Annotated in this window: 17 protein-coding genes, 1 tRNA gene and 1 pseudogene; 2 read left to right on the top strand and 17 right to left on the bottom strand. The window is 41.4% G+C overall.

The annotated features are described in order from the left end of the window. Positions 1-92: 92 nt before the first annotated feature. The 3 genes from H8S63_RS03605 to H8S63_RS03595 all read right to left on the bottom strand — a co-directional run bounded on the left by H8S63_RS03605 (position 93) and on the right by H8S63_RS03595 (position 5,046). The gene (locus H8S63_RS03605; RefSeq protein ID WP_186925741.1) at positions 93-2,048 is read right to left on the bottom strand and encodes a fimbrillin family protein; all 1,956 of its coding nucleotides are present in this window, start codon (positions 2,046-2,048) and stop codon (positions 93-95) included. A 39-nt stretch (positions 2,049-2,087) separates the two neighbouring features. Continuing rightward, positions 2,088-3,683, bottom strand: coding sequence for a fimbrillin family protein (locus tag H8S63_RS03600; RefSeq protein ID WP_186925740.1), 1,596 nt, complete (start codon positions 3,681-3,683; stop codon positions 2,088-2,090). A 607-nt stretch (positions 3,684-4,290) separates the two neighbouring features. After that, positions 4,291-5,046, bottom strand: coding sequence for an IS5 family transposase (locus tag H8S63_RS03595; RefSeq protein ID WP_186925739.1), 756 nt, complete (start codon positions 5,044-5,046; stop codon positions 4,291-4,293). Positions 5,047-5,434: 388 nt separating this feature from the next. Here H8S63_RS03595 and H8S63_RS03590 point away from each other — a divergent pair, with 388 nt between their 5' ends. Further along, positions 5,435-6,307, top strand: coding sequence for an Rpn family recombination-promoting nuclease/putative transposase (locus H8S63_RS03590; protein ID WP_186925738.1), 873 nt, complete (start codon positions 5,435-5,437; stop codon positions 6,305-6,307). Between the two features lie 102 nt (positions 6,308-6,409). Here H8S63_RS03590 and H8S63_RS03585 read toward each other — a convergent pair whose 3' ends face one another. From H8S63_RS03585 to rpsO, 3 genes are all read right to left on the bottom strand, one after another. Then, positions 6,410-8,059 (bottom strand): AMP-binding protein, encoded by a 1,650-nt coding sequence (locus tag H8S63_RS03585; protein WP_022276184.1) that lies wholly within the window; start codon positions 8,057-8,059, stop codon positions 6,410-6,412. Between the two features lie 47 nt (positions 8,060-8,106). Beyond that, on the bottom strand, positions 8,107-8,682 hold the full coding sequence (locus tag H8S63_RS03580) for a helix-turn-helix domain-containing protein (RefSeq protein WP_007755644.1): 576 nt from the start codon (positions 8,680-8,682) through the stop codon (positions 8,107-8,109). Positions 8,683-8,862: 180 nt separating this feature from the next. Continuing rightward, the gene (gene rpsO / locus H8S63_RS03575; RefSeq protein WP_007763600.1) at positions 8,863-9,132 is read right to left on the bottom strand and encodes a 30S ribosomal protein S15; all 270 of its coding nucleotides are present in this window, start codon (positions 9,130-9,132) and stop codon (positions 8,863-8,865) included. Between the two features lie 156 nt (positions 9,133-9,288). Here rpsO and typA point away from each other — a divergent pair, with 156 nt between their 5' ends. Continuing rightward, positions 9,289-11,088 carry a translational GTPase TypA gene (gene typA / locus H8S63_RS03570; protein WP_007755649.1) on the top strand — a complete coding sequence of 600 codons (1,800 nt, stop codon included), beginning with the start codon at positions 9,289-9,291 and terminating at the stop codon, positions 11,086-11,088. 89 nt (positions 11,089-11,177) lie between these two features. Here the strand turns inward: typA and H8S63_RS03565 are convergent. The 11 genes and pseudogenes from H8S63_RS03565 to tuf all read right to left on the bottom strand — a co-directional run. Further along, a pseudogene (locus H8S63_RS03565) lies at positions 11,178-11,525 on the bottom strand (glycoside hydrolase family 95-like protein); the annotation flags it as partial. 273 nt (positions 11,526-11,798) lie between these two features. Beyond that, on the bottom strand, positions 11,799-16,082 hold the full coding sequence (gene rpoC / locus H8S63_RS03560; RefSeq protein WP_186925737.1) for a DNA-directed RNA polymerase subunit beta': 4,284 nt from the start codon (positions 16,080-16,082) through the stop codon (positions 11,799-11,801). A 120-nt stretch (positions 16,083-16,202) separates the two neighbouring features. Further along, the gene (gene rpoB / locus H8S63_RS03555) at positions 16,203-20,015 is read right to left on the bottom strand and encodes a DNA-directed RNA polymerase subunit beta (protein ID WP_007755656.1); all 3,813 of its coding nucleotides are present in this window, start codon (positions 20,013-20,015) and stop codon (positions 16,203-16,205) included. Positions 20,016-20,119: 104 nt separating this feature from the next. Beyond that, the gene (rplL, locus tag H8S63_RS03550) at positions 20,120-20,494 is read right to left on the bottom strand and encodes a 50S ribosomal protein L7/L12 (RefSeq protein WP_004296358.1); all 375 of its coding nucleotides are present in this window, start codon (positions 20,492-20,494) and stop codon (positions 20,120-20,122) included. A 46-nt stretch (positions 20,495-20,540) separates the two neighbouring features. Beyond that, positions 20,541-21,059, bottom strand: a complete 519-nt coding sequence (gene rplJ, locus H8S63_RS03545) for a 50S ribosomal protein L10 (protein WP_007755658.1) — start codon at positions 21,057-21,059, stop codon at positions 20,541-20,543. A 15-nt stretch (positions 21,060-21,074) separates the two neighbouring features. Next, positions 21,075-21,773 carry a 50S ribosomal protein L1 gene (gene rplA / locus H8S63_RS03540; RefSeq protein WP_007755659.1) on the bottom strand — a complete coding sequence of 233 codons (699 nt, stop codon included), beginning with the start codon at positions 21,771-21,773 and terminating at the stop codon, positions 21,075-21,077. A gap of 15 nt (positions 21,774-21,788) precedes the next feature. Further along, complete coding sequence (gene rplK, locus H8S63_RS03535) at positions 21,789-22,232, bottom strand: 50S ribosomal protein L11 (RefSeq protein ID WP_007755660.1); 444 nt, start codon at positions 22,230-22,232, stop codon at positions 21,789-21,791. A 61-nt stretch (positions 22,233-22,293) separates the two neighbouring features. Further along, entirely contained in the window at positions 22,294-22,836 is a 543-nt protein-coding gene (gene nusG, locus H8S63_RS03530) for a transcription termination/antitermination protein NusG (protein WP_007755661.1), read from the bottom strand. 16 nt (positions 22,837-22,852) lie between these two features. After that, complete coding sequence (gene secE, locus H8S63_RS03525) at positions 22,853-23,044, bottom strand: preprotein translocase subunit SecE (RefSeq protein WP_004296363.1); 192 nt, start codon at positions 23,042-23,044, stop codon at positions 22,853-22,855. Between the two features lie 14 nt (positions 23,045-23,058). After that, positions 23,059-23,131: transfer RNA gene (locus tag H8S63_RS03520), tRNA-Trp, on the bottom strand. A gap of 53 nt (positions 23,132-23,184) precedes the next feature. Then, a complete protein-coding gene (tuf, locus tag H8S63_RS03515) occupies positions 23,185-24,369 on the bottom strand; it encodes an elongation factor Tu (RefSeq protein ID WP_055279243.1) in 1,185 nt (394 codons plus the stop codon). Positions 24,370-24,405: the final 36 nt, after the last annotated feature.

Here is a 24,405-nt window from a genome sequence, read left to right as displayed (position 1 = left end):
TTATCCACCTCATCTAAGTGAGAATGTTCATCATCAAGAAAAACTTACCGTAGACTAAAATCCGTCTACGGCAAGAAATCATAAAGGAAGTGTTATTTTACCACTTCTGTCAATTCAAAATCATCGTAATAAATGTACCCTCCAAGCGCAGTAGCAGACGCTTTATATGTTCTTACTTCATAACGCATTTTTACAGTATTGGCAGGAGCCGTAAAAGTTATTTCCACATGTTGCCATTCTGCATTATCTTTAGAATAATCCTTCTGCTGAATCTGCGAATTAATATCAGTTATGGCTTTTCCATCTGCACCAACCATCGCACACCAATAACGGCTAGAAGCTTTCGTATCATTGTCCAAGAACCAATAAGATATCTTATATGTTTTACCTGCTTCAATTGCAATTTCTTGCTGAACCTTTTCCGTTTCAGCAGAAGATGTTTGTCTCAATGCATTATTTCCACCATGTTTAATATCCGTACTTTTTACAATTTCTCCAGTATTATAATCATTATTCCAAGCCGTAGGTAGTTTTTCAGTCCAATCTTCAAAACCTGGATTAGTCAATAAATTCGCTCCAGGAGTCGGATCCGGTTCCGGATCGGGATCTACTGTTCCACCACCTTCGCCTGCATCAGCTACCACTTTCACATTCTGAATCTGCCAAGTAGCAGAGAAATCACCATTACAAACGTACTTAAAGGCAAACTTCATAGATTTACCTGCATACTTAGAAAGATCAATATCGCCTGAAGATACATAAATATAATCAGTACCAGCTCCATAAGTAGGAATAGCGATCTGTTCCCATTGCTCTGTTGCCGCTTCTGTTGCCCATAAAGTCATTACCGTTTGACGAGCAGCCAAATCAACTTTGCTATTATTGTCACAATGCATGAAAGTCAATGTAGCTTTAGTAGCTTTACTTAAATCAACGTTTGGCGAAACCAACCAACTTTCACAAGCATTAGCTGTGTTATTATAATAACCGGAAGCTTTCATATATCCTACACTTTCAAATACTTTATGTGCCCACACAAAATTCATTCCACCTAAATCCTTATTGTCAATAGTAAATGCACCCTGTCCCGCATTAAAAGATTCATCCAATACAACTACTTCCGAAGGTTCCGGTACATCTGTCCCATCACCAAAATCCACATCAATATCACCACCCGGTACTGTAATCCAATCTTCAATGGTAGCAGCATCCATCACAATTACCGGCTGTCCGTTACTATCGCTTAATTTTACATTATGAGTATATTTACGACCTGTAAGCAATTCTTTTTGTGGATAATCAGCGGTAAATGCCTTACCATTCAAGTTGAACACCACTTTTACATCAGCCAATGCAGCAGCCGGCAAAACAATGGTTTTAGCAGTAGCGGCAGTTTCATCTACAACAGCAGCAATTTTAGCAGCAGCTCCTACATTGCTCAATGTGCCATTAGCCAAAGCAAAATCGGCAGTTGTATTCATCCCCTCAAAGGTTACAGTCAGCCCATTCAACGAAGGCACAGTAGCGTCTTTAGTGATATTGAATACAATCTGGCTCAACTGATGCGCAAATTGCAACTGCGGTTTGTTTGCAGTTCCTTTTGCAAATCCTGTTGCATTGTTAGAATAGAGCAAGTCGATATTCTCCGGCTTGCTTTGGTCTGCGACATTAACTTTATATACATTACCCGTCAACGAAGCTGTATATGGATAATAAGCAATAAAATCTACAGAACTTCCGTCTGTTGGATAGTACAAAGCATTATCCGCATCGGCAGCAGAAACATTTCCATTTGCGTCTGTAGCGTGTTGCTTATTAACAGCAATAGCAGAGGCTAAATCACCACTGGTTGCTTTCATAAAAACACCAATCTTATCACCGGCAGTCCATTTCGAATCAACAGCTCTGGTATTAATACCCTTGATAGAAGAAGTAAAGCTTATAGGCTGACTTCCATCGTTCCATTCACTCTTGTCGTCATTGTCCACACATGCGGTGAATGCTAATCCTGACAACACGGTTGCAAAGAATAATTTCTCTAGTTTCATAATCATTAGTGATTAGTTAAAAATATATTGAAGACTTATCTATCTCCATTTTGATTTGTCACATTGCCGCTTGATGTCAGCGCTTAAAGTCGGGAAGAATGTGAATCCGGTTATTTTCTCTAAATCTTCTACTGAACACGCATAATCCATATAGTCCCTCCCTGCAATCGCATCATCATTGGGTATTTTAAACGCAATTGTATAAAAAGTAGAGCCTAATTCCCTAGCCACAGCCTTATAATAATATTTGGGAACAACAACCTTACCATTCTTACAATCAACTTCGTATTTTACAACATCATTCTCAGATTCTTTTGCCATCGCACCTGTCACCACAAATACTGTATCAACAGAACTGTTCCAACGACGCACAGCGTCTTCCAAACGCGCCCAAATTTGACCATTCATATTTGCTTTCTGCGGAGTCGCGTTGGTGTAATAGAAAGTAGTAGCATTCATTGCTCCATTTCCCGTCCTGTCCTTACTTGGGATTTGATGTCCTCTGTTGTATCCCCTCTTAAACATATCACCGGCTTTATTAAAATTAGCTTGTAAACTTCCATCAAGTTCTGGGTCTTCAATCCAATCATCTTGTCTTTGAAAGCTTCCAACACATCCTTCATATATAGGATAAGCAACCCAATAAGCCATTTTTAAATTCGTATCGTATAAAAGGCTATAGTTACGATATTTTTTATTATCCGGCATATAGTGATTGATATATTTTATATTGCTTTTTTCCAACATATTCTTTGTTATCACCGGAGTCTCTCTCCACTTCGCATATTTACCCTCTTCCGGATCCACCTGTGAACCGCCATTCTTTATATTAACCGAGAAAATATGTTTGGCACCTTGCTCTAAAGAAGTGATAGAGGTCGGTAAAGTAATCTCTTTCGTCTTTCCATTCAAAGTCAGAGTAAGTTTTATGCCATTTATCGTATTTGCCGGTAATAGAATAGCTTCTGCGGCATTTCCCACACGACGCATAGTGACCGTTGCAATCGATTTTTCATCTACAGTCAACGAGCCATCTACAAGATTGAAATTCGCTTTTGTCTTTACTCCGGAAATGGTAACGGAAAGATTACTGAAATCCGTATTATCAGAACTACTCAGATTAAGCACCAATTGAGAAAACTGATGATAGAACTGCAAATTACCCGTTGTAGAAGTCGCTGTACGGTTTGTCAGATTATCAGCATAAAGTAAATCAATTTCTTCCGGTTTACTCTGATTGGTAACATCTACCTTATATATATAGTTATCTAATGTCGACTGATACGGATAATAAGCTATGAAATCAACTGCGCTTCCGTCCGACGGATATTCTATCGCTTTCCCGTCCGACAGGAAATTGCCATTACCCTGTTTCGTTATGAAAGGAACATTATCTCCTTCACCAACAATGGTACCGGCTCCCAGCGTTCCTCCGGCCTGTTTCATAAATACTCCAATTCTATCATTGGCAGCCCATGAACTTCCCGTAGCTCTGGTAACGGCATCTCCTTCCACAACAGAAGTAAACTGCACCACCGTCTGTTTCTCATCATCCACTACCTGTTGAGCCGTTTTATCACACGCTCCCAATACTAGCAGCAGAAATACACTCCACAAAAGATTTTTCTTCTTCATCTGTTTTAATTTAAGTCGTCTATTTGGATTGGCAAAATAAAAGATTAGCAATTACATTCTCATTACAAAACAAATACAAGAACAAAACATTTAATCCTACTTTCCCTCTCTATTAGTTTATTTTTTATTCTCTTTTAAAAAGCAAATGTAAATACATTTTTTTTGAAAAACAACCAAATTTTAAAAAAAATATCCAATAAAGGACTATAATTAATCAGCTCGTCGAAACTAGTTCTATCACTCATTATCAACAGTATATTCAATAAGTGCTTTGAAGATTTTGCATTTTAATGTTTATACGGTCAGAAACTAATAAATTGTTACGATTTTCACCATATTTACGACACAGCAGAAATGATACATTCAACCATTTTCCCGATTCATGACTGCATGACTTTGATCCTTTTCACCACAGAGGACACAGAGGTTTACTATTTTTTTATTCACTATAGAGTGACACGGAGGCGCACGTAATTTATAGTTGTATTTATCGTTCCGTTTTTACCTGCGGAAAGAAGAGAGAAAACCTCTGTGTCCTCTACATTCTCTGTAGTGAAATTCATAGTTACAGGGAGTAGTCTGACACAGTACTATTTTTAGAGCCTGTTTAAATTTTCTTCAATAATAATTTTATCGTTGCTATTTTGACCATTTCTTCTGCCGCATCGAATGTCAGTTCATAATTTCGGCAGAGCCTCCTGTCTTTTTCCATCCATGAAAATGTTCTTTCCACAATCCATCTTTTGTGAATAGGTCTGAATCCCTGTTCTTTGTATGCGCTAATAACCACCTGAATTACATAACCGAATTTATTTTTGACGTTCTCAATAAGCTCTCCCCTATATCCTCCGTCTGCCAATATGACTTTTATTCCCGAACAAAGCTCTTTCAACACCCTCATTAGCAGATAAGCAGCCTTACTGTCATGAATATTGGCTACTGCAACCATCACTGCAATAAGGAAGCCATTCTTGTCTACAACGATATGGCGTTTGACGCCTTTCACTTTTTTATTGCCGTCAACTCCGTTCAGAGACTGGTTATTGCCCCATTTAACGCTTTGGCTATCTATTATGCCTACACTTGGTTCCATGTTTTGACTCCGCTCTACCCGGACATGACCACGTAATCTGTCAAGAAGCAAATCGAAAACATTGAGAGAAGCCCATTTCCGGTAATAGTAATAAACTGATTCCCATTTGGGGAACTCTTTGGGAAGCATACGCCACTGGCAACCCGTTTTTACTAAATAAAATATGCCATTCCAAATCATACGCAAATCATATTTTCGTTTTCTTGTTTGCAGGTTCAACACTTTTGTTATATATTGCCACTCGGTTTCCGTTAAATCTGTCAGATACATCTTTATTATAAGTTTGGTCACTTCAAATAAAGATATTATTGGGCAGGTACGGAAACCTTCTTAAAATTTTATTTCAACCATTTTTAAACAGGCTCTTAGTAATTTTTCTCGGAACTATTATTTTCTTCATTGCCTAAAAACAACTAATAAAACATTAGTGACAATTGATGCCAAACCAGGCAGTTTTTAGTTAAAGGGAAATTTAAGAGACACCACAAATTCACACAGATTATTTTCATTTTCGTTGAATACCCATAGTGAATCAGGGGATTGATATACATATTTATTTAATCTGTGATGATGAAGAATCTTTTTTGTTTTTTTTGAGCAGACAAGTGATAAAGTCAGAAAAAAATCGTAGCTTTGCAATAACTAAAAACAGATAGATATGGAGCAGCAGGACAGATATATACGCTTTGATTGGGCTGTGAAACGCCTTCTCCGTCAAAAAGCGAATTTCGATGTACTGGAAGGATTCCTGACGGTTCTTCTGGGAGAAGAAGTGAAGATCATTGAACTGCTGGAAAGCGAAAGCAATCAGCAAAGCGCAGATGACAAGTTCAACCGTGTGGATATCAAAGCCAAAAACAGCAAAGACGAAATCATCATAGTAGAAATTCAAAATACGCGTGAGTTGTATTACTTGGAACGTATCCTTTACGGTGTCGCCAAAGCAATCACAGAACACATTTCTCTTGGTGAACGCTACTACGAAGTGAAAAAGATTTATTCCATTAGCATTCTGTACTTCGACATCGGAAAAGGAAATGATTATTTATATCATGGACAGAATAGCTTCACTGGAGTACACACCGGAGATCGGCTTGAAGTAACAACAAAAGAAAAGGACGCTCTCGTCCATAAACTTCCTGCAGAGATTTTCCCGGAGTACTTCCTAATCCGCGTAAACGAGTTCAATAAAGTAGCAGTCACTCCTTTAGAGGAATGGATTGAGTACCTAAAAACCGGCTGTATCCGTTCTGACACCCAAGCTCCCGGTTTGGCGGAAGCTCGTAAAAAGCTGATTTATTATAATATGTCTCCTGCAGAACGCCATGCTTATGACGAACACCTGAGTGCCATCATGATACAAAATGACGTGTTGGATGGGGCAAAATTGGAAGGGCGTATGGAAGGGCGCATGGAAGGAAAAATGGAAGGGTGTATAGAAATAGCCCGAAATCTGAAATCAATGGGATTGGACACAGAGACAATCCAAAAAGCGACAGGATTATTACCGGAAGAAATTCAGAAGTTATAAATGACCTCTAAGCATATAATTAAAGTAAGACTGTCTTCTTTTTGCCTATTAGAAGACAGTCTCTTTTTATATCTAAGAAAAGTGAAATTATTCATTCTTCATTTAAATAATCTCTATCCCCTTCTCCTTGCAAAGTTTCAAACCAAGATCCTTCAGTCTGAATTTCTGAATCTTGCCACTGCCCGTCATCGGGAATTCATCCACAAAGAAGATATATTTGGGGATTTTATAACGAGAGATTTTATTTCTGCAGAAGTCACGCACATCTTCTTCCTGCATTGTCACACCTTCTTTCAGAATGATAAATGCACCGACGGCCTCTCCGTATTTCTTTGACGGAACACCGGCTACCTGCACATCTTTCACTCCATCAAGTTTATAAAGAAACTCTTCGATTTCACGTGGATAAATGTTCTCTCCACCACGAATAATCATATCCTTGATACGCCCGGTAATCCGATAATTCCCATCTTCATCCTTAATGCCCAAGTCGCCCGAATGAAGGAAATTATTCTCATCAATGACTTCCGCCGTTGCTTCCGGATTCTTATAATATCCCTTCATGGTGTTATATCCACGATTACACATCTCACCCTGTACACCAACCGGACATTCCTCACCTGTCTCCGGATCAATCACCTTCACTTCCGTAAACTCAAAATCACGCCCTACCGTATTACAGCGCACATCAAATGAATCATCTATACGGGTAGCCGTCATACCGGGAGCCGCTTCCGTCAATCCGTATACACTGGTCACCTTCATATACATTTTTTCTTCTACCTGCTTCATCAATTCGACAGGACACAACGAACCCGCCATAATACCGGTACGAAGACAGGACATATCAAAGAGGTCAAACATCGGGTGATGTAGTTCGGCAATAAACATAGTAGGTACTCCATAAAGAGCCGTACAACGTTCCTTGTGGATAGAAGCCAACACCACCAACGGGTCGAAACGCTCCACCATTACTTGTGTACAACCATGAGTCAGACAATTCATAGTAGCCAGCACAACTCCGAAACAATGGAATAACGGTACGCAACAACAAAGCTTGTCATCTGCCGTAAATTTCATGTGTTCGCCGGTCAGGAATCCGTTATTGGTAATATTATAATGTGTCAACATCACTCCTTTCGGGAATCCGGTAGTACCTGACGTATATTGCATATTGACCACATCGTGACAGTCAACCTTGCTTTTGAGCTCATTCAAACGGTCATCTTCCACATTCTCTCCCAACAAAAGAATCTCCGCCGTATTATACATTCCGCGATGTTTCTCCTGACCGACATATACTACATTCTTCATATACGGAAAACGCTCGCTCTTCAAATGACCGCGTTCGCAAGTCTTCAATTCCGGAAGCATGGTATAAGTCATCTGTACGAAGTCGCTATCCTTCTCGCCATTTACAATACAAAGGGTATGCATATCCGAGTTCTGGCAAAGATATTCTAACTCGGATTGCTTATAGTTCGTATTTACCGTAACATATACCGCACCGATTTTGGCACAAGCATAAAGCAACGTCAGCCAATCCGGAACATTAGCCGCCCAAATGCCAACATGGGTTCCCCGTTCCACGCCGATAGAAATAAGTCCTTTCGCCATATCATCCACACGGTGATTGAACTGGCTCCAGGTGAAACGGAGGTTGCGGTCGGAATATACGATATATTCCTTATCAGGGGTCTCTTCAGCCCAGTGTTCCAGCCACTGGCCCAAAGTACGATCAAATAATTGCATGTAGTTAGTGATTAATTGATTAGTAATTAATGATTAACCGTATTTCGCTAAATCGGAGTGTAAATCACTGCCAGAATCTTAGCGGCCTGCCCCTCGTAGGCATGCACATGATGAGGAACAATGGAATCGTAATAAATGCTATCTCCCTCTTCCAGCAGATAGGTATTTTTACCATAACTGATTTCCATGATACCTTCCATCACCATAATAAACTCCTCTCCCTCATGAGAAGACAGCACAAAGTCGGTATCCTCAGTCGGCATTACGTCGATAATAAACGGCTCCATGTGGCGATCCGCTTTCGACTTCGACAGAGAATGATATTCCATGTGCTTGCGGGAATGAATCGCATTATTAGAGAAACTAATCGCATCTTTAGCTTCTTTCTTACGGCATACCACCGGACCGACTTCATCTTGGTCGTCAAGGAAAGTACCCAAACGCACTCCCAGCACGCGCGCAATCTTAATTAGCGGTGCAAGAGAAGGAATATCGATATTATTCTCGATACGTTCAATCTGCTCAATGGCCAGACCGGAACGTTGCGCCAGTTCTTCTATGGTTATTGTTTTATCTTCTCGCAGAGCTTTAATTTTTTCGCCGACAATTTTACTTGTATCCATATTGAAAGCATTTTAGATATCAAAGGTGATAATTTATAATAATTAAACTGCAAAAATAGCAAATTCTTTAGATGGACACAATTATAAGTGAGAAAATATGCTCATCAGCCCAAAAGAAGAAATAAAAAAGCCGTTCCCCCTAACAAGGAACGGCTTTTCAATCTTTCCGCAGCAAGTAAATTACTTACGCAAACCGAGTTCTTTAACAATTGCACGATATCTTTCGATATCTTTTGCTTTCAGGTAGTCAAGCAAACGACGACGTTTACCTACCAACATTGTCAAAGCTCTCTCTGTACTATAATCTTTTCTGTTGAGCTTCATGTGCTCAGTCAGATGAGAAATACGGTAGGAAAACAAAGCTATCTGCGCCTCAGATGAGCCAGTATCAGTGTTAGACTTTCCGTACTTTCCGAAGATTTCTTGCTTTTTAGCAGCGTCTAAATACATAACTTTTAGAATTTTAATATAGTAAATTATTCTTTTGAGCGTGCAAAGATAGGTATTATCTTTATATCCCACAACGTTTTACAAGAAAAAATTGCTATCATTGCACATATTTCTAATCCTATTTTCGTACCTTTGCAGCCAAATAATAGGTATTATATGCAAAATATTCGAAACATTGCAATCATTGCCCATGTAGACCATGGGAAAACAACGCTGGTTGACAAGATGCTATTGGCGGGAAACTTGTTCCGCAACAACCAAAATAGTGGTGAACTTATACTGGACAACAACGATCTGGAACGTGAACGTGGTATAACGATTCTTTCTAAAAACGTTTCCATCAACTACAACGGTACCAAAATTAATATTATTGATACTCCGGGACATAGTGACTTCGGTGGTGAAGTAGAACGTGTGTTGAATATGGCCGATGGCTGTATTCTGTTGGTAGACGCCTTTGAAGGTCCCATGCCTCAAACCCGTTTCGTACTGCAAAAAGCATTGGAAATCGGTTTGAAACCCATTGTCGTAGTCAATAAGGTGGATAAGCCTAATTGTCGTCCGGAAGAGGTTTACGAAATGGTATTCGACTTGATGTTCAGTCTTAATGCGACGGAAGACCAGTTGGATTTCCCCGTTATCTACGGTTCTGCCAAAAACAACTGGATGAGTACCGACTGGCAAAAGCCAACCGATACAATCACTCCTCTGCTGGATTGTATCGTTGAAAACATTCCGGCTCCACAACAGTTGGAAGGTACTCCGCAGATGTTGATTACTTCTTTGGATTATTCTTCCTATACCGGCCGTATTGCCGTAGGCCGTGTACATCGCGGTACTTTAAAAGAAGGTATGAACGTAACGCTTGTAAAACGCAATGGCGATATGTTCAAGACTAAAATTAAGGAGCTTCATGTTTTCGAAGGTCTGGGCCGTGTGAAAACGACAGAAGTCTCATCGGGAGATATTTGCGCATTGGTAGGTATCGACGGATTTGAGATCGGAGATACTGTTTGCGACTTCGAAAATCCGGAAGCTTTGCCGCCAATCGCTATTGATGAACCGACCATGAGTATGTTGTTCACCATTAACGATTCTCCGTTCTTCGGCAAAGACGGTAAGTTTGTGACTTCACGTCATATCCACGACCGCTTGATGAAAGAACTAGATAAAAACTTGGCTCTTCGCGTAAAGAAAAGTGAGGAAGATGGTAAATGGATCGTTTCCGGACGTGGTGTACTTCACCTTTCCGTACTGATCGAGACGATGCGCCGCGAGGGATATGAACTCCAAGTGGGGCAGCCGCAAGTTATTTTCAAAGAGATTGATGGTGTCAAATGTGAACCGATTGAAGAATTGACTATCAACGTACCGGAAGAGTATTCAAGCAAGATCATTGATATGGTGACACGCCGTAAGGGTGAGATGGTCAAGATGGAAAATACCGGCGAACGTATCAATCTTGAGTTTGACATGCCCTCACGCGGTATTATCGGCTTGCGAACGAATGTATTGACTGCTTCTGCCGGTGAAGCGATTATGGCTCACCGTTTCAAAGAATATCAGCCATTCAAAGGAGAGATAGAACGCCGTACCAACGGTTCCATGATCGCTATGGAAAGCGGAACAGCTTTTGCTTATGCAATCGACAAATTGCAGGATCGCGGCAAGTTCTTCATATTCCCGCAAGACGAAGTGTATGCCGGACAAGTGGTAGGCGAACATTCTCACGACAATGACCTAGTTATCAACGTTACCAAATCGAAGAAGTTGACGAATATGCGTGCTTCCGGTTCCGATGAAAAGGCACGTTTGATTCCTCCCGTTCAATTCTCTCTTGAAGAAGCATTGGAATATATCAAGGAGGATGAATATGTAGAAGTTACTCCGAAAGCAATGCGTATGCGTAAAGTAATTCTAGACGAGATAGAACGCAAACGTGCAAATAAGAGCTAATTAACAGTATCTCAATATAGTAATCCCGACGAAACGATCAAAGTTCCGCCGGGATTTCATTTTCCGTACACTCAGAAAAGACTATACTCTCATTTTTCTTTCATCAATCTTTTAGCCACATCATATTTTAGCTGATAACTTTGCCCTTTTATGGTTTTAAAGGACAACATTTTATTCCCATACTTTATCACACAATTTCCTCCCGCACCGGAACGTACCGTGGCTTCTTTCGACTGATTATTCTCCCATATCATATCAACCTCAAAATCCGCACTACTCTTGATCAGTTCATATCCTGTCTCTTTCAAAAAATTCAAATCCCTTGTATAGCCATAATATTCCCAGATATGAGCAGCCAACCAAGGGCCTGCCATCGGGTTGAAGTTCCAAGACATATTCTAACTTTCCAATGGCGTAGTGAAACCGAATATATTGCCCTTTGGTATAATCTGTTTCGCTCGCAAAAATACCAGAGACTAGAAATAAAGAATTGATAAACAAGAAACAGAACTTTTTCATGATTGTCGCATTATTATTCAAGGATTAATCAAATACCTATATACTTTGTACAAAAGTAATGAAAAAAACTCTATATACAATCAGACTATCTGATACGTTTCCCTCCACAACCAATTACCTTCAAGATCAAAAAAAGGAGCAACTACCTCATCAGGCAATCGCTCCTCCTTTATCTAGTCAATTGAATTGTATTATTCTACTTCATTGTAGTCGAGTACCGTTTTCTTGTTAGCCAAGATACGGTCATACTCTTCTTTTGAACCAACAATAAGTTTTTCAAATTCACGCTGGCCGGTACCTGCCGGAATCAAGTGACCGCAAATAACGTTCTCTTTCATACCCTCCAGTTTATCAACCTTGCCGTTAATAGCAGCCTCATTCAATACCTTCGTTGTTTCCTGGAAGGAAGCAGCCGACATAAAGCTTGAAGTCTGCAAAGCAGCACGTGTAATACCTTGAAGAATCTGAGTAGAAGTTGCGGCTACCGCATCACGAACCTCAACAGGTTTCAAGTCACGACGTTTCAGCATACTATTCTCATCACGCAACTTACGGGCAGTCACAATCTGACCGGCTTGCATATTCTGAGAATCACCTGCATCAACCACGACTTTCTTACCCCAGATACGATCGTTTTCTTCCATGAACTCAAGTTTATCTACAACCTGTTGTTCCAAGAAACGAGTATCACCCGGTTCGTCAATCTGTACCTTACGCATCATCTGACGCACGATAATCTCAAAATGCTTATCATTGATTTTCACACCTTGCAGACGGTATACATCCTGAACTTCATTCACGATATATTCCTGTACAGCCGTAGGACCTTTAATAGCCAAGATATCCGCCGGAGTAATAGCACCGTCAGACAACGGAGTACCTGCACGTACATAGTCATTTTCCTGTACAAGGATCTGCTTAGACAATGCTACCAAGTATTTCTTAACCTCACCAGTCTTAGAAGTTACGATAATCTCACGGTTACCACGCTTGATCTTACCCATTGTCACCTCACCGTCGATTTCAGAAACGACAGCAGGATTGGACGGGTTACGAGCTTCAAACAATTCAGTAACACGAGGAAGACCACCCGTGATATCACCTGCCTTACCTACGGCACGCGGAATCTTCACGATAACCTCACCGGCCTTCACTTTCTGACCATTTTCGATGATCACGTGACCACCTACCGGCAAGTTATAAGTACGAATCAGATCACCGTCTTCTGTCAAGATATGAGCCGAAGGTACTTTTGTCTTATCTTTGGATTCAATAATAATAATTTCACGAAGACCTGTAGCTTCATCCGATTCAACCTTATAAGTAACGTTTTCTATCACGCCCTCAAATTCGATCTTACCGGTTGCTTCAGTAATGATTACAGCGTTGAACGGGTCCCACTTAGCAATCATCTTGCCTTTTTCTACCAATTCACCATCGCCTACATACAGCGTTGAACCGTAAGGAACGTTATGAGTAGAAAGAACAATACCGGTATTTACATCTACAAAACGAACTTCAGCCAAACGACCTACTACCACTTTTGCAGATTCACCCATCTCATCTACAATATCTACCGTACGCAACTCTTCAAATTCAAGACGTGCATTGTTTTTAGCAACGATACTTGCATTAGCAGCGATATTGGCAGCAGTACCACCGGCGTGGAATGTACGCAATGTCAACTGTGTACCCGGCTCACCGATAGACTGAGCTGCGATTACACCGACAGCCTCACCCTTCTGAACCATGCGGCTCGTAGCCAAGTTACGTCCGTAACATTTAGCACAAACACCCTTCTTAGCCTCACAAGTCAGTACCGAGCGGATTTCAACACTTTCGATCGGAGAATCCTGAATCTTCTTGGCAATCTCTTCTGTAATTTCCTCACCACCGGCAACAAGCAGTTCTCCTGTTGTAGGATGAATAATATCATGTACGGAAACACGTCCCAAGATACGTTCGTACAGAGTAGCAATAACTTCATCGTTATTCTTAAGGTCTGTACAAACCAATCCACGAAGTGTACCGCAGTCTTCTTCTGTAATAATCACATCGTGTGATACGTCTACCAGACGACGAGTCAGATAACCGGCATCGGCAGTTTTCAAAGCGGTATCCGCCAAACCTTTACGAGCACCGTGGGTAGAGATAAAGTACTCCAACACCGAAAGTCCTTCTTTAAAGTTCGACAAGATCGGGTTTTCAATGATCTGACCACCTTCTGCACCTGCTTTCTGCGGTTTTGCCATCAAACCACGCATACCTGACAACTGACGAATCTGCTCTTTAGAACCACGGGCACCTGAGTCAAGCATCATATATACAGAATTGAATCCCTGATCATCCGAAGAAATTGTCTTCATCAGGATATTAGACAACTCAGAGTTTACATGTGTCCAAATATCGATCACCTGGTTGTAACGTTCGTTATTGGTAATGAAACCCATATTATAGTTGTTTACGACTTGTTCTACTTCGTCGTAACCTTTCTGCACCAAGGTCTCTTTTTCCTCCGGAATGATAATATCACCCAAGTTGAATGACAAACCACCCTTGAACGCCATCTGATAACCTAAGTTCTTGATTCCATCCAGGAAGTCGGCAGCCTTAGCCACACCACATACCTTGATTACATCACTAATAATATCACGAAGAGATTTCTTAGAGATGATTGTATTGATATAACCGGCTTCAGGCGGAACGATTTCATTAACAATCACACGTCCTACTGAAGTTTCGCGCATTACGTCTACAATGTTACCATTTTCATCAACGTCTTTCACGATAACTTTTACCGGAGCATGGATATCTACCTTACCTTCATTGTAAGCGATCAACGCCTCTTCCGGTCCGTAGAATGTCAAACCTTCACCTTTCGCACCGGCACGCAACTTAGTAATATAGTACAAACCAAGAACCATATCCTGTGCAGGCACAGTAATAGGCGCACCGTTTGCCGGGTTCAATATATTATGTGATTGAAGCATCAACATTTGTGCTTCCAGAATTGCTTCATTACTCAAAGGCAAGTGAACAGCCATCTGGTCACCGTCAAAGTCAGCGTTGAATGCCGTACATGCCAACGGATGCAACTGGATAGCTTTACCTTCGATCATCTTAGGCTGGAAAGCCTGAATACCCAGACGGTGCAATGTCGGAGCACGGTTCAACAGTACCGGATGTCCTTTCATTACATGTTCCAGAATATCCCAAATCACCGGTTCCTTGCGGTCAACGATCTTCTTGGCAGACTTCACAGTCTTAACGATACCGCGCTCAATAAGTTTACGGATAATAAACGGCTTGTACAATTCGGCAGCCATCAATTTAGGAATACCGCATTCACCCATCTTCAATTCCGGACCAACAACGATTACCGAACGGGCAGAGTAGTCAACACGCTTACCCAGCAAGTTCTGACGGAAACGTCCTTGTTTACCTTTCAAACTGTCAGACAAAGACTTCAACGGGCGGTTGGCGTCTGTCTTCACAGCACTTGACTTACGTGAGTTGTCGAACAAAGAATCTACAGATTCCTGAAGCATACGTTTTTCATTACGCAAGATCACTTCCGGAGCCTTGATTTCGATCAGTCGTTTCAGACGGTTATTACGGATAATCACACGACGATAAAGGTCATTCAAGTCAGAGGTAGCAAAACGGCCACCATCCAACGGAACCAACGGACGAAGTTCGGGCGGGATAACTGGTACGATACGTACAATCATCCATTCCGGTTTGTTACGTCCACGTGATGCACGGAACGATTCTACTACCTGAAGACGTTTCAAAGCTTCATTCTTACGTTGCTGTGAAGCATCGTTACCTGCACGGTGACGCAATTCGTAAGACAAAGCATCCAAATCCAGACGGGCCAGCAAATCATAGATAGCTTCAGCACCCATCTTTGCAACAAACTTGTTCGGATCAGTATCTTCAAGATATTGATTGTCTTTTGGAAGTGTATCCAGAATATCCAGATATTCTTCTTCAGAAAGCAAATCATATTCAGCTACACCGTCTTCAGCTTTTACACCCGGCTGAATAACAACGTAACGTTCGTAGTATATAATCGAATCCAGTTTCTTTGTCGGCAATCCGAGCAGATAACCGATTTTATTAGGGAGCGAACGGAAATACCAGATATGAGCCACCGGCACAACCAACTGGATATGTCCCATACGTTCACGGCGTACTTTCTTCTCAGTAACTTCCACACCACAACGGTCGCAGACGATACCTTTATAACGGATACGCTTGTATTTACCGCAATGACATTCATAATCCTTGATAGGACCGAAAATGCGCTCGCAAAACAAGCCATCACGTTCGGGTTTGTACGTACGGTAATTAATGGTTTCAGGCTTCAAAACTTCACCACTCGAATTCTCAAGGATTTCTTCCGGAGAAGCCAGACCAATTGAGATCTTCGAGAAATTACTTTTCGTCTTATTTTCTTTTCTAAAAGCCATACTCTATATTTAATTGAAAATGGAAAATTAAAAATTAAAAATTAAGAAACCGAAGAATGAAAACTGAAAACTAAAAACTCTCCATTTTCAGTTCTCAATTTTCAATTCCCAATTTATTAATTATTCCAAGTTGATACTCAAACCTAATCCTCTCAACTCGTGCAACAATACGTTCAAGGATTCCGGAATACCAGGTTGCGGCATCGGTTCACCTTTCACAATTGCTTCATAAGCTTTCGAACGTCCTACCACGTCATCAGACTTGATAGTAAGGATTTCCTGCAGGATATGAGCAGCACCAAAACCTTCGAGTGCCCAAACCTCCATTTCTCCGAAACGCTGACCACCGAACTGCGCTTTACCACCAAGAGGTTGCTGAGTAATCAATGAGTACGGACCGATAGAACGAGCATGCATCTTGTCTTCAACCATGTGGCCCAACTTCAACATATAAGTTACACCTACAGTTGCCGGCTGGTCAAATTGCTCACCTGTACCACCGTCACAAAGATACGTTTTACAGTAACGCGGCAGTCCTGCCTTGTCTGTCCATTCGTTCAGATCCTCCATTGTAGCACCATCGAAGATAGGAGTAGCAAATTTAACGCCCAATGTTTTTCCGGCACGTCCAAGTACAGCTTCAAAAATCTGACCGATATTCATACGAGAAGGCACACCTAACGGATTCAATACAATGTCGACCGGAGTACCATCTGCCAAGAACGGCATATCTTCCTGACGAACAACACGGGATACAATACCCTTGTTACCATGGCGACCTGCCATCTTATCACCCACACCGATCTTACGCTTCTTAGCAATATATACTTTTGCCATCTGGATAATACCAGCAGGAAGCTCATCACCAATGGTAATAGCAAACTTCTTACGCTTCAGTTCCGCATCCAGTTCTTTATATTTCTTGATGAAATTCATCACCAAGTCGCGAATCATACCGTTAGCATGCTCATCACTGGTCCAGTTACTCAACTGGATAGAAGTAAAGTCAAGTGAATCAAAATCAGATGCACTGAACTTCGCTCCCTTAGCAATCACTTCCGCCCCCAAGTAGTCTTTCACGCCCTGAGAAACCTTGCCTTCTGTCAAAGTCATCAGTTTCTTAACCAGAATGCGTTTCAAGTCTGCAACCTTAGATTCAAACTCATCATCAATCTTAGGCAACAGTGCCTTGTCTGCCAACTTAGAGCTACGGTTCTTGATCACACGTGAGAACAATTTCTTATCGATAACAACGCCTTTCAGAGAAGGAGATGCCTTCAAAGAAGCGTCCTTCACATCACCGGCCTTATCACCAAAGATCGCACGAAGCAGTTTTTCTTCGGGAGAAGGATCAGATTCACCTTTCGGAGTAATCTTACCGATCATGATATCACCCGGCTCGATACGGGCACCGATTCTTACGATACCGTTTTCGTCCAAGTCCTTAGTTGCCTCTTCACTGACGTTCGGGATATCAGAAGTCAATTCTTCCATACCACGCTTCGTTTCACGAACTTCGAGAGAATATTCTTCTACGTGAACTGAAGTCAACAGGTCTTCACGTACAACGCGCTCGTTCAATACAATAGCATCCTCATAGTTATATCCCTTCCAAGGCATATAAGCCACCAACAGGTTCTTACCCAATGCCAGCTCACCCTTTTCTGTAGAATAACCTTCGGTCAGGATATCACCCTTTTTCACCCGTTGGCCCTTGTCGCAGATCGGACGCAAGTCAATCGTCATGTTCTGGTTAGTCTTACGGAACTTAGGTATTCTATATTCCTTCAAGGCAGGTTCGAAACTTACGAACTCTTCGTCTTCCGTACGGTCATACAAAATACGAATAGTAGTAGCATCCACGTAGTCAACAACACCATCTCCTTCTGCAGTAATCTGCGTACGGGAGTCTCTTACCAACTGACGTTCGATACCTGTACCTACAATCGGCGCTTCACTTCTCAACAAAGGAACTGCCTGGCGCATCATGTTAGATCCCATCAATGCACGGTTAGCATCATCATGTTCCAAGAACGGAATCAATGAAGCGGCAATAGAGGCAATCTGCTGAGGAGATACATCCATCAGGTTAACTTCAGACGGTTCAACAACCGGGAAGTCAGCATCCTGACGAGATTTAACTTTATTACGCACAAATGTACCATCGTCATTCAACGGAGCATTACCCTGTGCAATAATCTTTTCTTCTTCTTCTTCGGCCGTCAGATAAACCAGACCGTTTTCAGAAAGATCCACTTTTCCATTTTCCACCTTACGGTAAGGAGTTTCAATAAATCCAAGATCATTAATCTTAGCGAATACACACAATGAAGAAATCAAACCGATGTTCGGACCTTCAGGAGTCTCAATCGGACAAAGACGACCATAATGTGTGTAGTGAACGTCACGAACCTCAAATCCGGCACGTTCACGGGAAAGACCACCGGGACCTAACGCAGACATACGGCGTTTATGCGTAATTTCAGCCAATGGGTTTGTCTGGTCCATAAACTGAGACAGTGCGTTCGTTCCGAAGAATGAATTGATTACAGAAGAAATAGTCTTCGCGTTAATCAAATCAATCGGAGTAAACACCTCATTATCACGAACGTTCATACGCTCACGAATCGTACGGGACATACGAGCCAAACCAACAGCAAACTGATTGGAAAGCTGTTCGCCTACTGTACGCACACGACGGTTACTCAAGTGATCAATATCATCTACATCTGCCTTTGAGTTAATCAACTCAATCAGATACTTAATGATTTCAATAATATCTTCCTTAGTGAGGACACGCACCTCCATATCAGTCGTCAGATTCAATTTCTTATTGATTCTGTAACGACCTACATCACCAAGGTCATATCGTTTTTCCGAGAAGAACAGGTTGTTGATAACTTCACGTGCACTTGCATCATCAGCCGGATCGGCATTACGCAACTGACGGTAGATATACAACACAGCCTCTTTTTCCGAGTTACTCGGGTCCTTCTGCAATGTATTATATATGATAGAATAATCGGACTGGTTCGGCTCATCCTTATGCAACAGAATGTTCTGAACTCCCGATTCAAGAATTTCATCAATATGCTCTTCTTCCAATACGGTTTCACGGTCGATAATAACTTCGTTACGTTCGATAGAAACCACTTCACCGGTATCTTCATCAACGAAATCTTCAATCCATGTTTTCAAGACACGTGCAGCCAATTTACGGCCCAACACTTTCTTCAGATTTGTCTTGTTAACCTTCACGTCCTCCGCAAGGTTGAAAATCTCAAGGATATCTTTGTCATTCTCGAAGCCAATCGCACGTAACAAAGTAGTTACCGGCAATTTCTTCTTACGGTCGATGTATGCGTACATCACATTATTGATGTCAGTAGCAAACTCGATCCACGAACCCTTAAACGGAATAATACGAGCCGAATAAAGTTTCGTACCATTGGCATGTACACTCTGACCGAAGAACACACCCGGAGAACGGTGAAGCTGCGATACAACTACTCGTTCGGCGCCGTTGATAACGAAAGTAGCCTTATCAGTCATATAAGGAATAGGGCCGAGGAATACGTCCTGAATCACTGTATCAAAATCCTCGTGATCGGGATCGGTACAGTAAAGCTTAAGTTTCGCTTTCAAAGGAACACTATAAGTGAGCCCACGCTCTATACAATCATCGATGGTATAACGCGGCGGATCAATATAATAATCCAGAAACTCAAGAACAAAATTGTTTCTAGTATCGGCAATAGGGAAGTTTTCAGCAAATACTTTATACAATCCCTCATTCTTACGTTTTTCGGGCGGGGTATCTAATTGTAGAAAGTCTTGGAATGACTTCAATTGTACTTCCAGGAAATCCGGATATTCGAGCGGATTCTTAGTCGAAGCAAAATTAACTCTTTGATTTACAGTATTTGAAGACATCTATTAATGAATTTGGAGAACTTAATTTGAAATATATACACAAAAAGGTTAAGAATCCTCTTGCGAAGGATTCCTAACCGAATTACCTGATTACCAGGCCAATGTTATTTAAGTTCAACTTCAGCTCCAGCTTCTTCCAATGTTTTCTTCAATGATTCTGCTTCGTCTTTAGCCAAACCTTCTTTAACTGTGCTAGGAGCACCGTCTACCAAGTCTTTAGCTTCTTTCAAACCAAGACCACAAGCTTCCTTAACGGCCTTAACTACTTGAAGTTTAGCTGCACCAGCGCTCTTCAATACTACGTCGAAAGAAGTTTTTTCTTCTGCGGCAGCAGCACCAGCTGCAGGACCAGCAGCAACAGCTACAGCTGCAGCAGCAGGTTCAATACCGTATTCTTCTTTAAGGATAGTTGCAAGTTCATTAACTTCTTTTACTGTCAAGTTAACTAATTGTTCTGCAAAAGCTTTCAAATCTGCCATTTTTTGTATGATTTTAATTGTTTAAATACTTTGTTGTTTTTGAAAATTATTCGGGTCTCTCACCAAGAGTCTTGAGAACTCCGTGAAGGGTGTTACCACCTGATTGAAGAGCAGAAATAACATTCTTGGCCGGAGATTGCAACAATGCAACGATATCGGCGATAACTTCATTCTTACTCTTGATTGCAACGAGAGCATCCAATTGATCTGCACCAATGTAGAAGCTTTCTTCTGCATATGCAGCTTTCAGTCCGGGAATACCGTCTTTCGCTTTATCCTTGATAAGTTTTGCAGGAACGTTTGCAGTGTTGCAAAACATAACAGCAGTAGTACCCTTCAAAGAATCGTAAAGAGGTGAAAAGTCTTCTTCCAGGCTTTCAAGTGCTTTGTGAAGCAAGGTGTTTTTAACCACCATCAATTTGATGCCTGATTTAAAACAATCTCTTCTCAGTGCGCTTGTAGCAGTAGCGTCCATCGCTGTAACGTCTACCAAATAGAAGTGACCATATTCCTTTACTGTAGCAGCAATTTGCTCTATAATCGTACTTTTATCTTCCTTTCTCATTATTTCTCTGTTTTATTAGATTTCATCCACTGATTTCGGGTCGATTTTGATACCCGCACTCATTGTACTAGAAAGATAAATACTCTTAATATATGTACCCTTTGCTGCGGTCGGTTTCAGCTTGTTCAGTGTAGAGATGAACTCCTTCGCATTGTCGCGAATCTGATCAGGACTGAATGATACCTTACCGATAGAAGTATGAACGATACCGCTCTTATCAACTTTAAAGTCAATCTTACCTTGTTTTACTTCTTTTACAGCTTTAGCAACATCCATAGTTACAGTACCACTCTTCGGGTTCGGCATCAATCCACGAGGACCAAGTACACGACCGAGTGCACCAATTTTACCCATGATAGATGGCATAGTGATAATCACATCAATATCAGTCCATCCACCTTTGATCTTTTCAATATATTCGTCAAGACCAACATAGTCAGCACCAGCTTCTTTTGCAGCAGCTTCAGCATCTGGTGTACAAAGTACCAACACACGTACTTGTTTACCAGTACCATGAGGAAGTGAAACAACACCTCTCACCATCTGGTTAGCTTTACGTGGATCGACACCTAAACGTACATCAATATCCAATGAAGCATCAAATTTGGAAAAAGTGATTTCCTTTACCAAAGATGCAGCCTCTTTCAGTGAGTATGCTTTCCCTGCTTCAATCTTTTCTGCAGCTAACTTTTGATTTTTTGTCAGTTTACCCATTACAATTGAAGTTTATTAGTTATTAACCGGGAACTCCCCTTTTACAGCGATACCCATACTTCTAGCTGTACCTGCAACCATTCTCATGGCAGCTTCCACAGTAAAACAGTTCAAGTCAACCATTTTGTCCTGAGCAATCGTACGAACCTGTTCCCAAGTAAGCTCGGCAACTTTCTTACGGTTAGGCTCAGCAGAACCACTCTTTACCTTAGCCATTTCAAGCAACTGAATGGCAACGGGAGGAGTCTTGATTACAAAATCGAAAGACTTATCTGCGTAGTAAGTAATGATAACAGGTAAAATCTTACCTGCCTTGTCTTGGGTTCTGGCATTGAATTGCTTGCAAAATTCCATGATATTGATACCCTTAGAACCCAAAGCAGGTCCAACGGGAGGTGATGGATTTGCAGCGCCTCCTTTAATCTGTAATTTGATTAGTCCAGCAACTTCTTTAGCCATTTTTTTTTTGATTTATATATAAACATTAAACGAAGAACAACAACAGCGTAACAATTCCGCGTTATTCCTTTTCCACTTGCATAAAGCCCAATTCAAGCGGTGTTTTGCGCCCGAATATCTTTACCATGACCTTTAGTTTCTTTTTTTCGCTATTCACCTCTTCAATGATACCACTGAATCCGCTGAAAGGACCAAAAGTAACTTTAACAGTTTCACCAACCACGTACGGAATATTGAGTTCTTCACCCGTTTCCTGCAATTCGTCCACTGTACCAAGTATACGATTCACTTCTGATTGTCTGAGAGGCACCGGTTTCTCGGAGCCGCCTAAAAAGCCTATCACATTCGGAGTATTGCGCAAGTGATGAGAAACCTCACCAACCAAAGCAGCCTCCACCAAAACGTAACCAGGAAGATAACTTCTTTCCTTCACAATTTTTTTACCATTGCGAACCTGGTAAACTTTTTCAGTAGGAATCAATACCTGAGATACATATTCACCAAGGTCGCTGTTTTTAATGTCAGCTTCAAGGTATTCCTTAACCTTAGCTTCTTTTCCGCTAATAGCACGCAGAACGTACCATTTCTTCTCAATCTCAGCCATTTTCAATTCCTAATTTTTAATGTGGATAAACAATTTTTTCCATGAAGTTCTGGAAACAGACATCCATACCCCATACTACCAATGCAATAAGCAGGGAAGCATATAAAACAACTACTGCACTGTTAGCAAGTTCAGAATACGTAGGCCACGAAACTTTATGAACAAGTTCGTCGTAAGATTCTTTAATATAAGCTATTACCTTTTTCATTTCAATAATATTAGCACGGGAGGAGAGGCTCGAACTCCCGACACCCGGTTTTGGAGACCGGTGCTCTACCAACTGAGCTACTCCCGTGTGTACATAATCAGTTCCCGATAAAGAACCGGGAACTGATTAATTATTGTGTATTAGTCAAGAATTTCTGTAATCTGACCAGCACCTACCGTACGTCCACCTTCACGGATAGCGAAACGAAGACCCGGATTCAATGCTACAGGGTAGATCAACTCAACTGTGATAGTTACGTTATCACCCGGCATTACCATTTCAGTTCCTTCCGGCAAAGTGATTTCACCTGTACAGTCCATAGTACGCAAGTAGAACTGAGGACGGTATTTGTTGTGGAACGGAGTGTGACGACCACCTTCTTCTTTCTTCAAGATATAAACCTCAGCTTTGAATTTAGAATGCGGTTTAATCTGACCCGGTTTACAAAGAACCATACCACGTTTGATTTCGTTCTTGTCGATACCACGAAGCAACAAACCTACGTTATCACCAGCTTCACCCTGATCCAACAGTTTACGGAACATTTCAACACCAGTTACAACTGATTTCTTATCTTCACCCAAACCAAGGATTTCGATTTCGTCACCTACGTGGATAACACCTGTTTCGATACGACCTGTTGCTACAGTACCACGACCTGTGATAGAGAACACGTCTTCAACCGGCATCAAGAATGGTTTATCAACATCACGCGGAGGCAATGGAATCCAAGTATCAACAGCTTCCATCAATTCCATCACTTTATCTTCCCACTTTTCAACACCATTCAATGCGCCAAGAGCAGAACCACGGATGATAGGAGTATTGTCACCATCGAAATCATAGAAAGAAAGAAGTTCTCTCATTTCCATTTCAACGAGTTCCAACATTTCTTCATCATCAACCATATCGCACTTGTTCAAGAATACAACCAGACGAGGTACGTTTACCTGACGAGCCAACAAGATATGTTCGCGAGTCTGAGGCATCGGACCATCAGTTGCAGCACAAACGATGATAGCACCGTCCATCTGAGCAGCACCAGTAACCATGTTCTTTACATAGTCGGCGTGTCCCGGACAGTCAACGTGTGCGTAGTGACGGTTAGCTGTTTCGTACTCAACGTGTGAAGTATTGATAGTAATACCTCTTTCCTTTTCTTCAGGAGCGTTGTCGATAGAATCGAAAGAACGCAACTCAGAAAGACCTTTCTTTGCCAACACTGTAGTGATAGCAGCTGTCAACGTTGTCTTACCGTGGTCTACGTGACCGATTGTACCAATGTTTACGTGCGGTTTGGTACGTTCAAATTTCTCTTTAGCCATAGCTTTACTTGTTATTTATTTGATTAATAATCAGCA

It is taken from the genome of Bacteroides sp. NSJ-39 (assembly GCF_014287315.1).
Classification (GTDB): Bacteria; Bacteroidota; Bacteroidia; order Bacteroidales; family Bacteroidaceae; genus Bacteroides; species Bacteroides finegoldii.
Note: the sequence above shows the minus strand (reverse complement) of the source record. Positions and strands in the feature narration are given on the sequence as shown.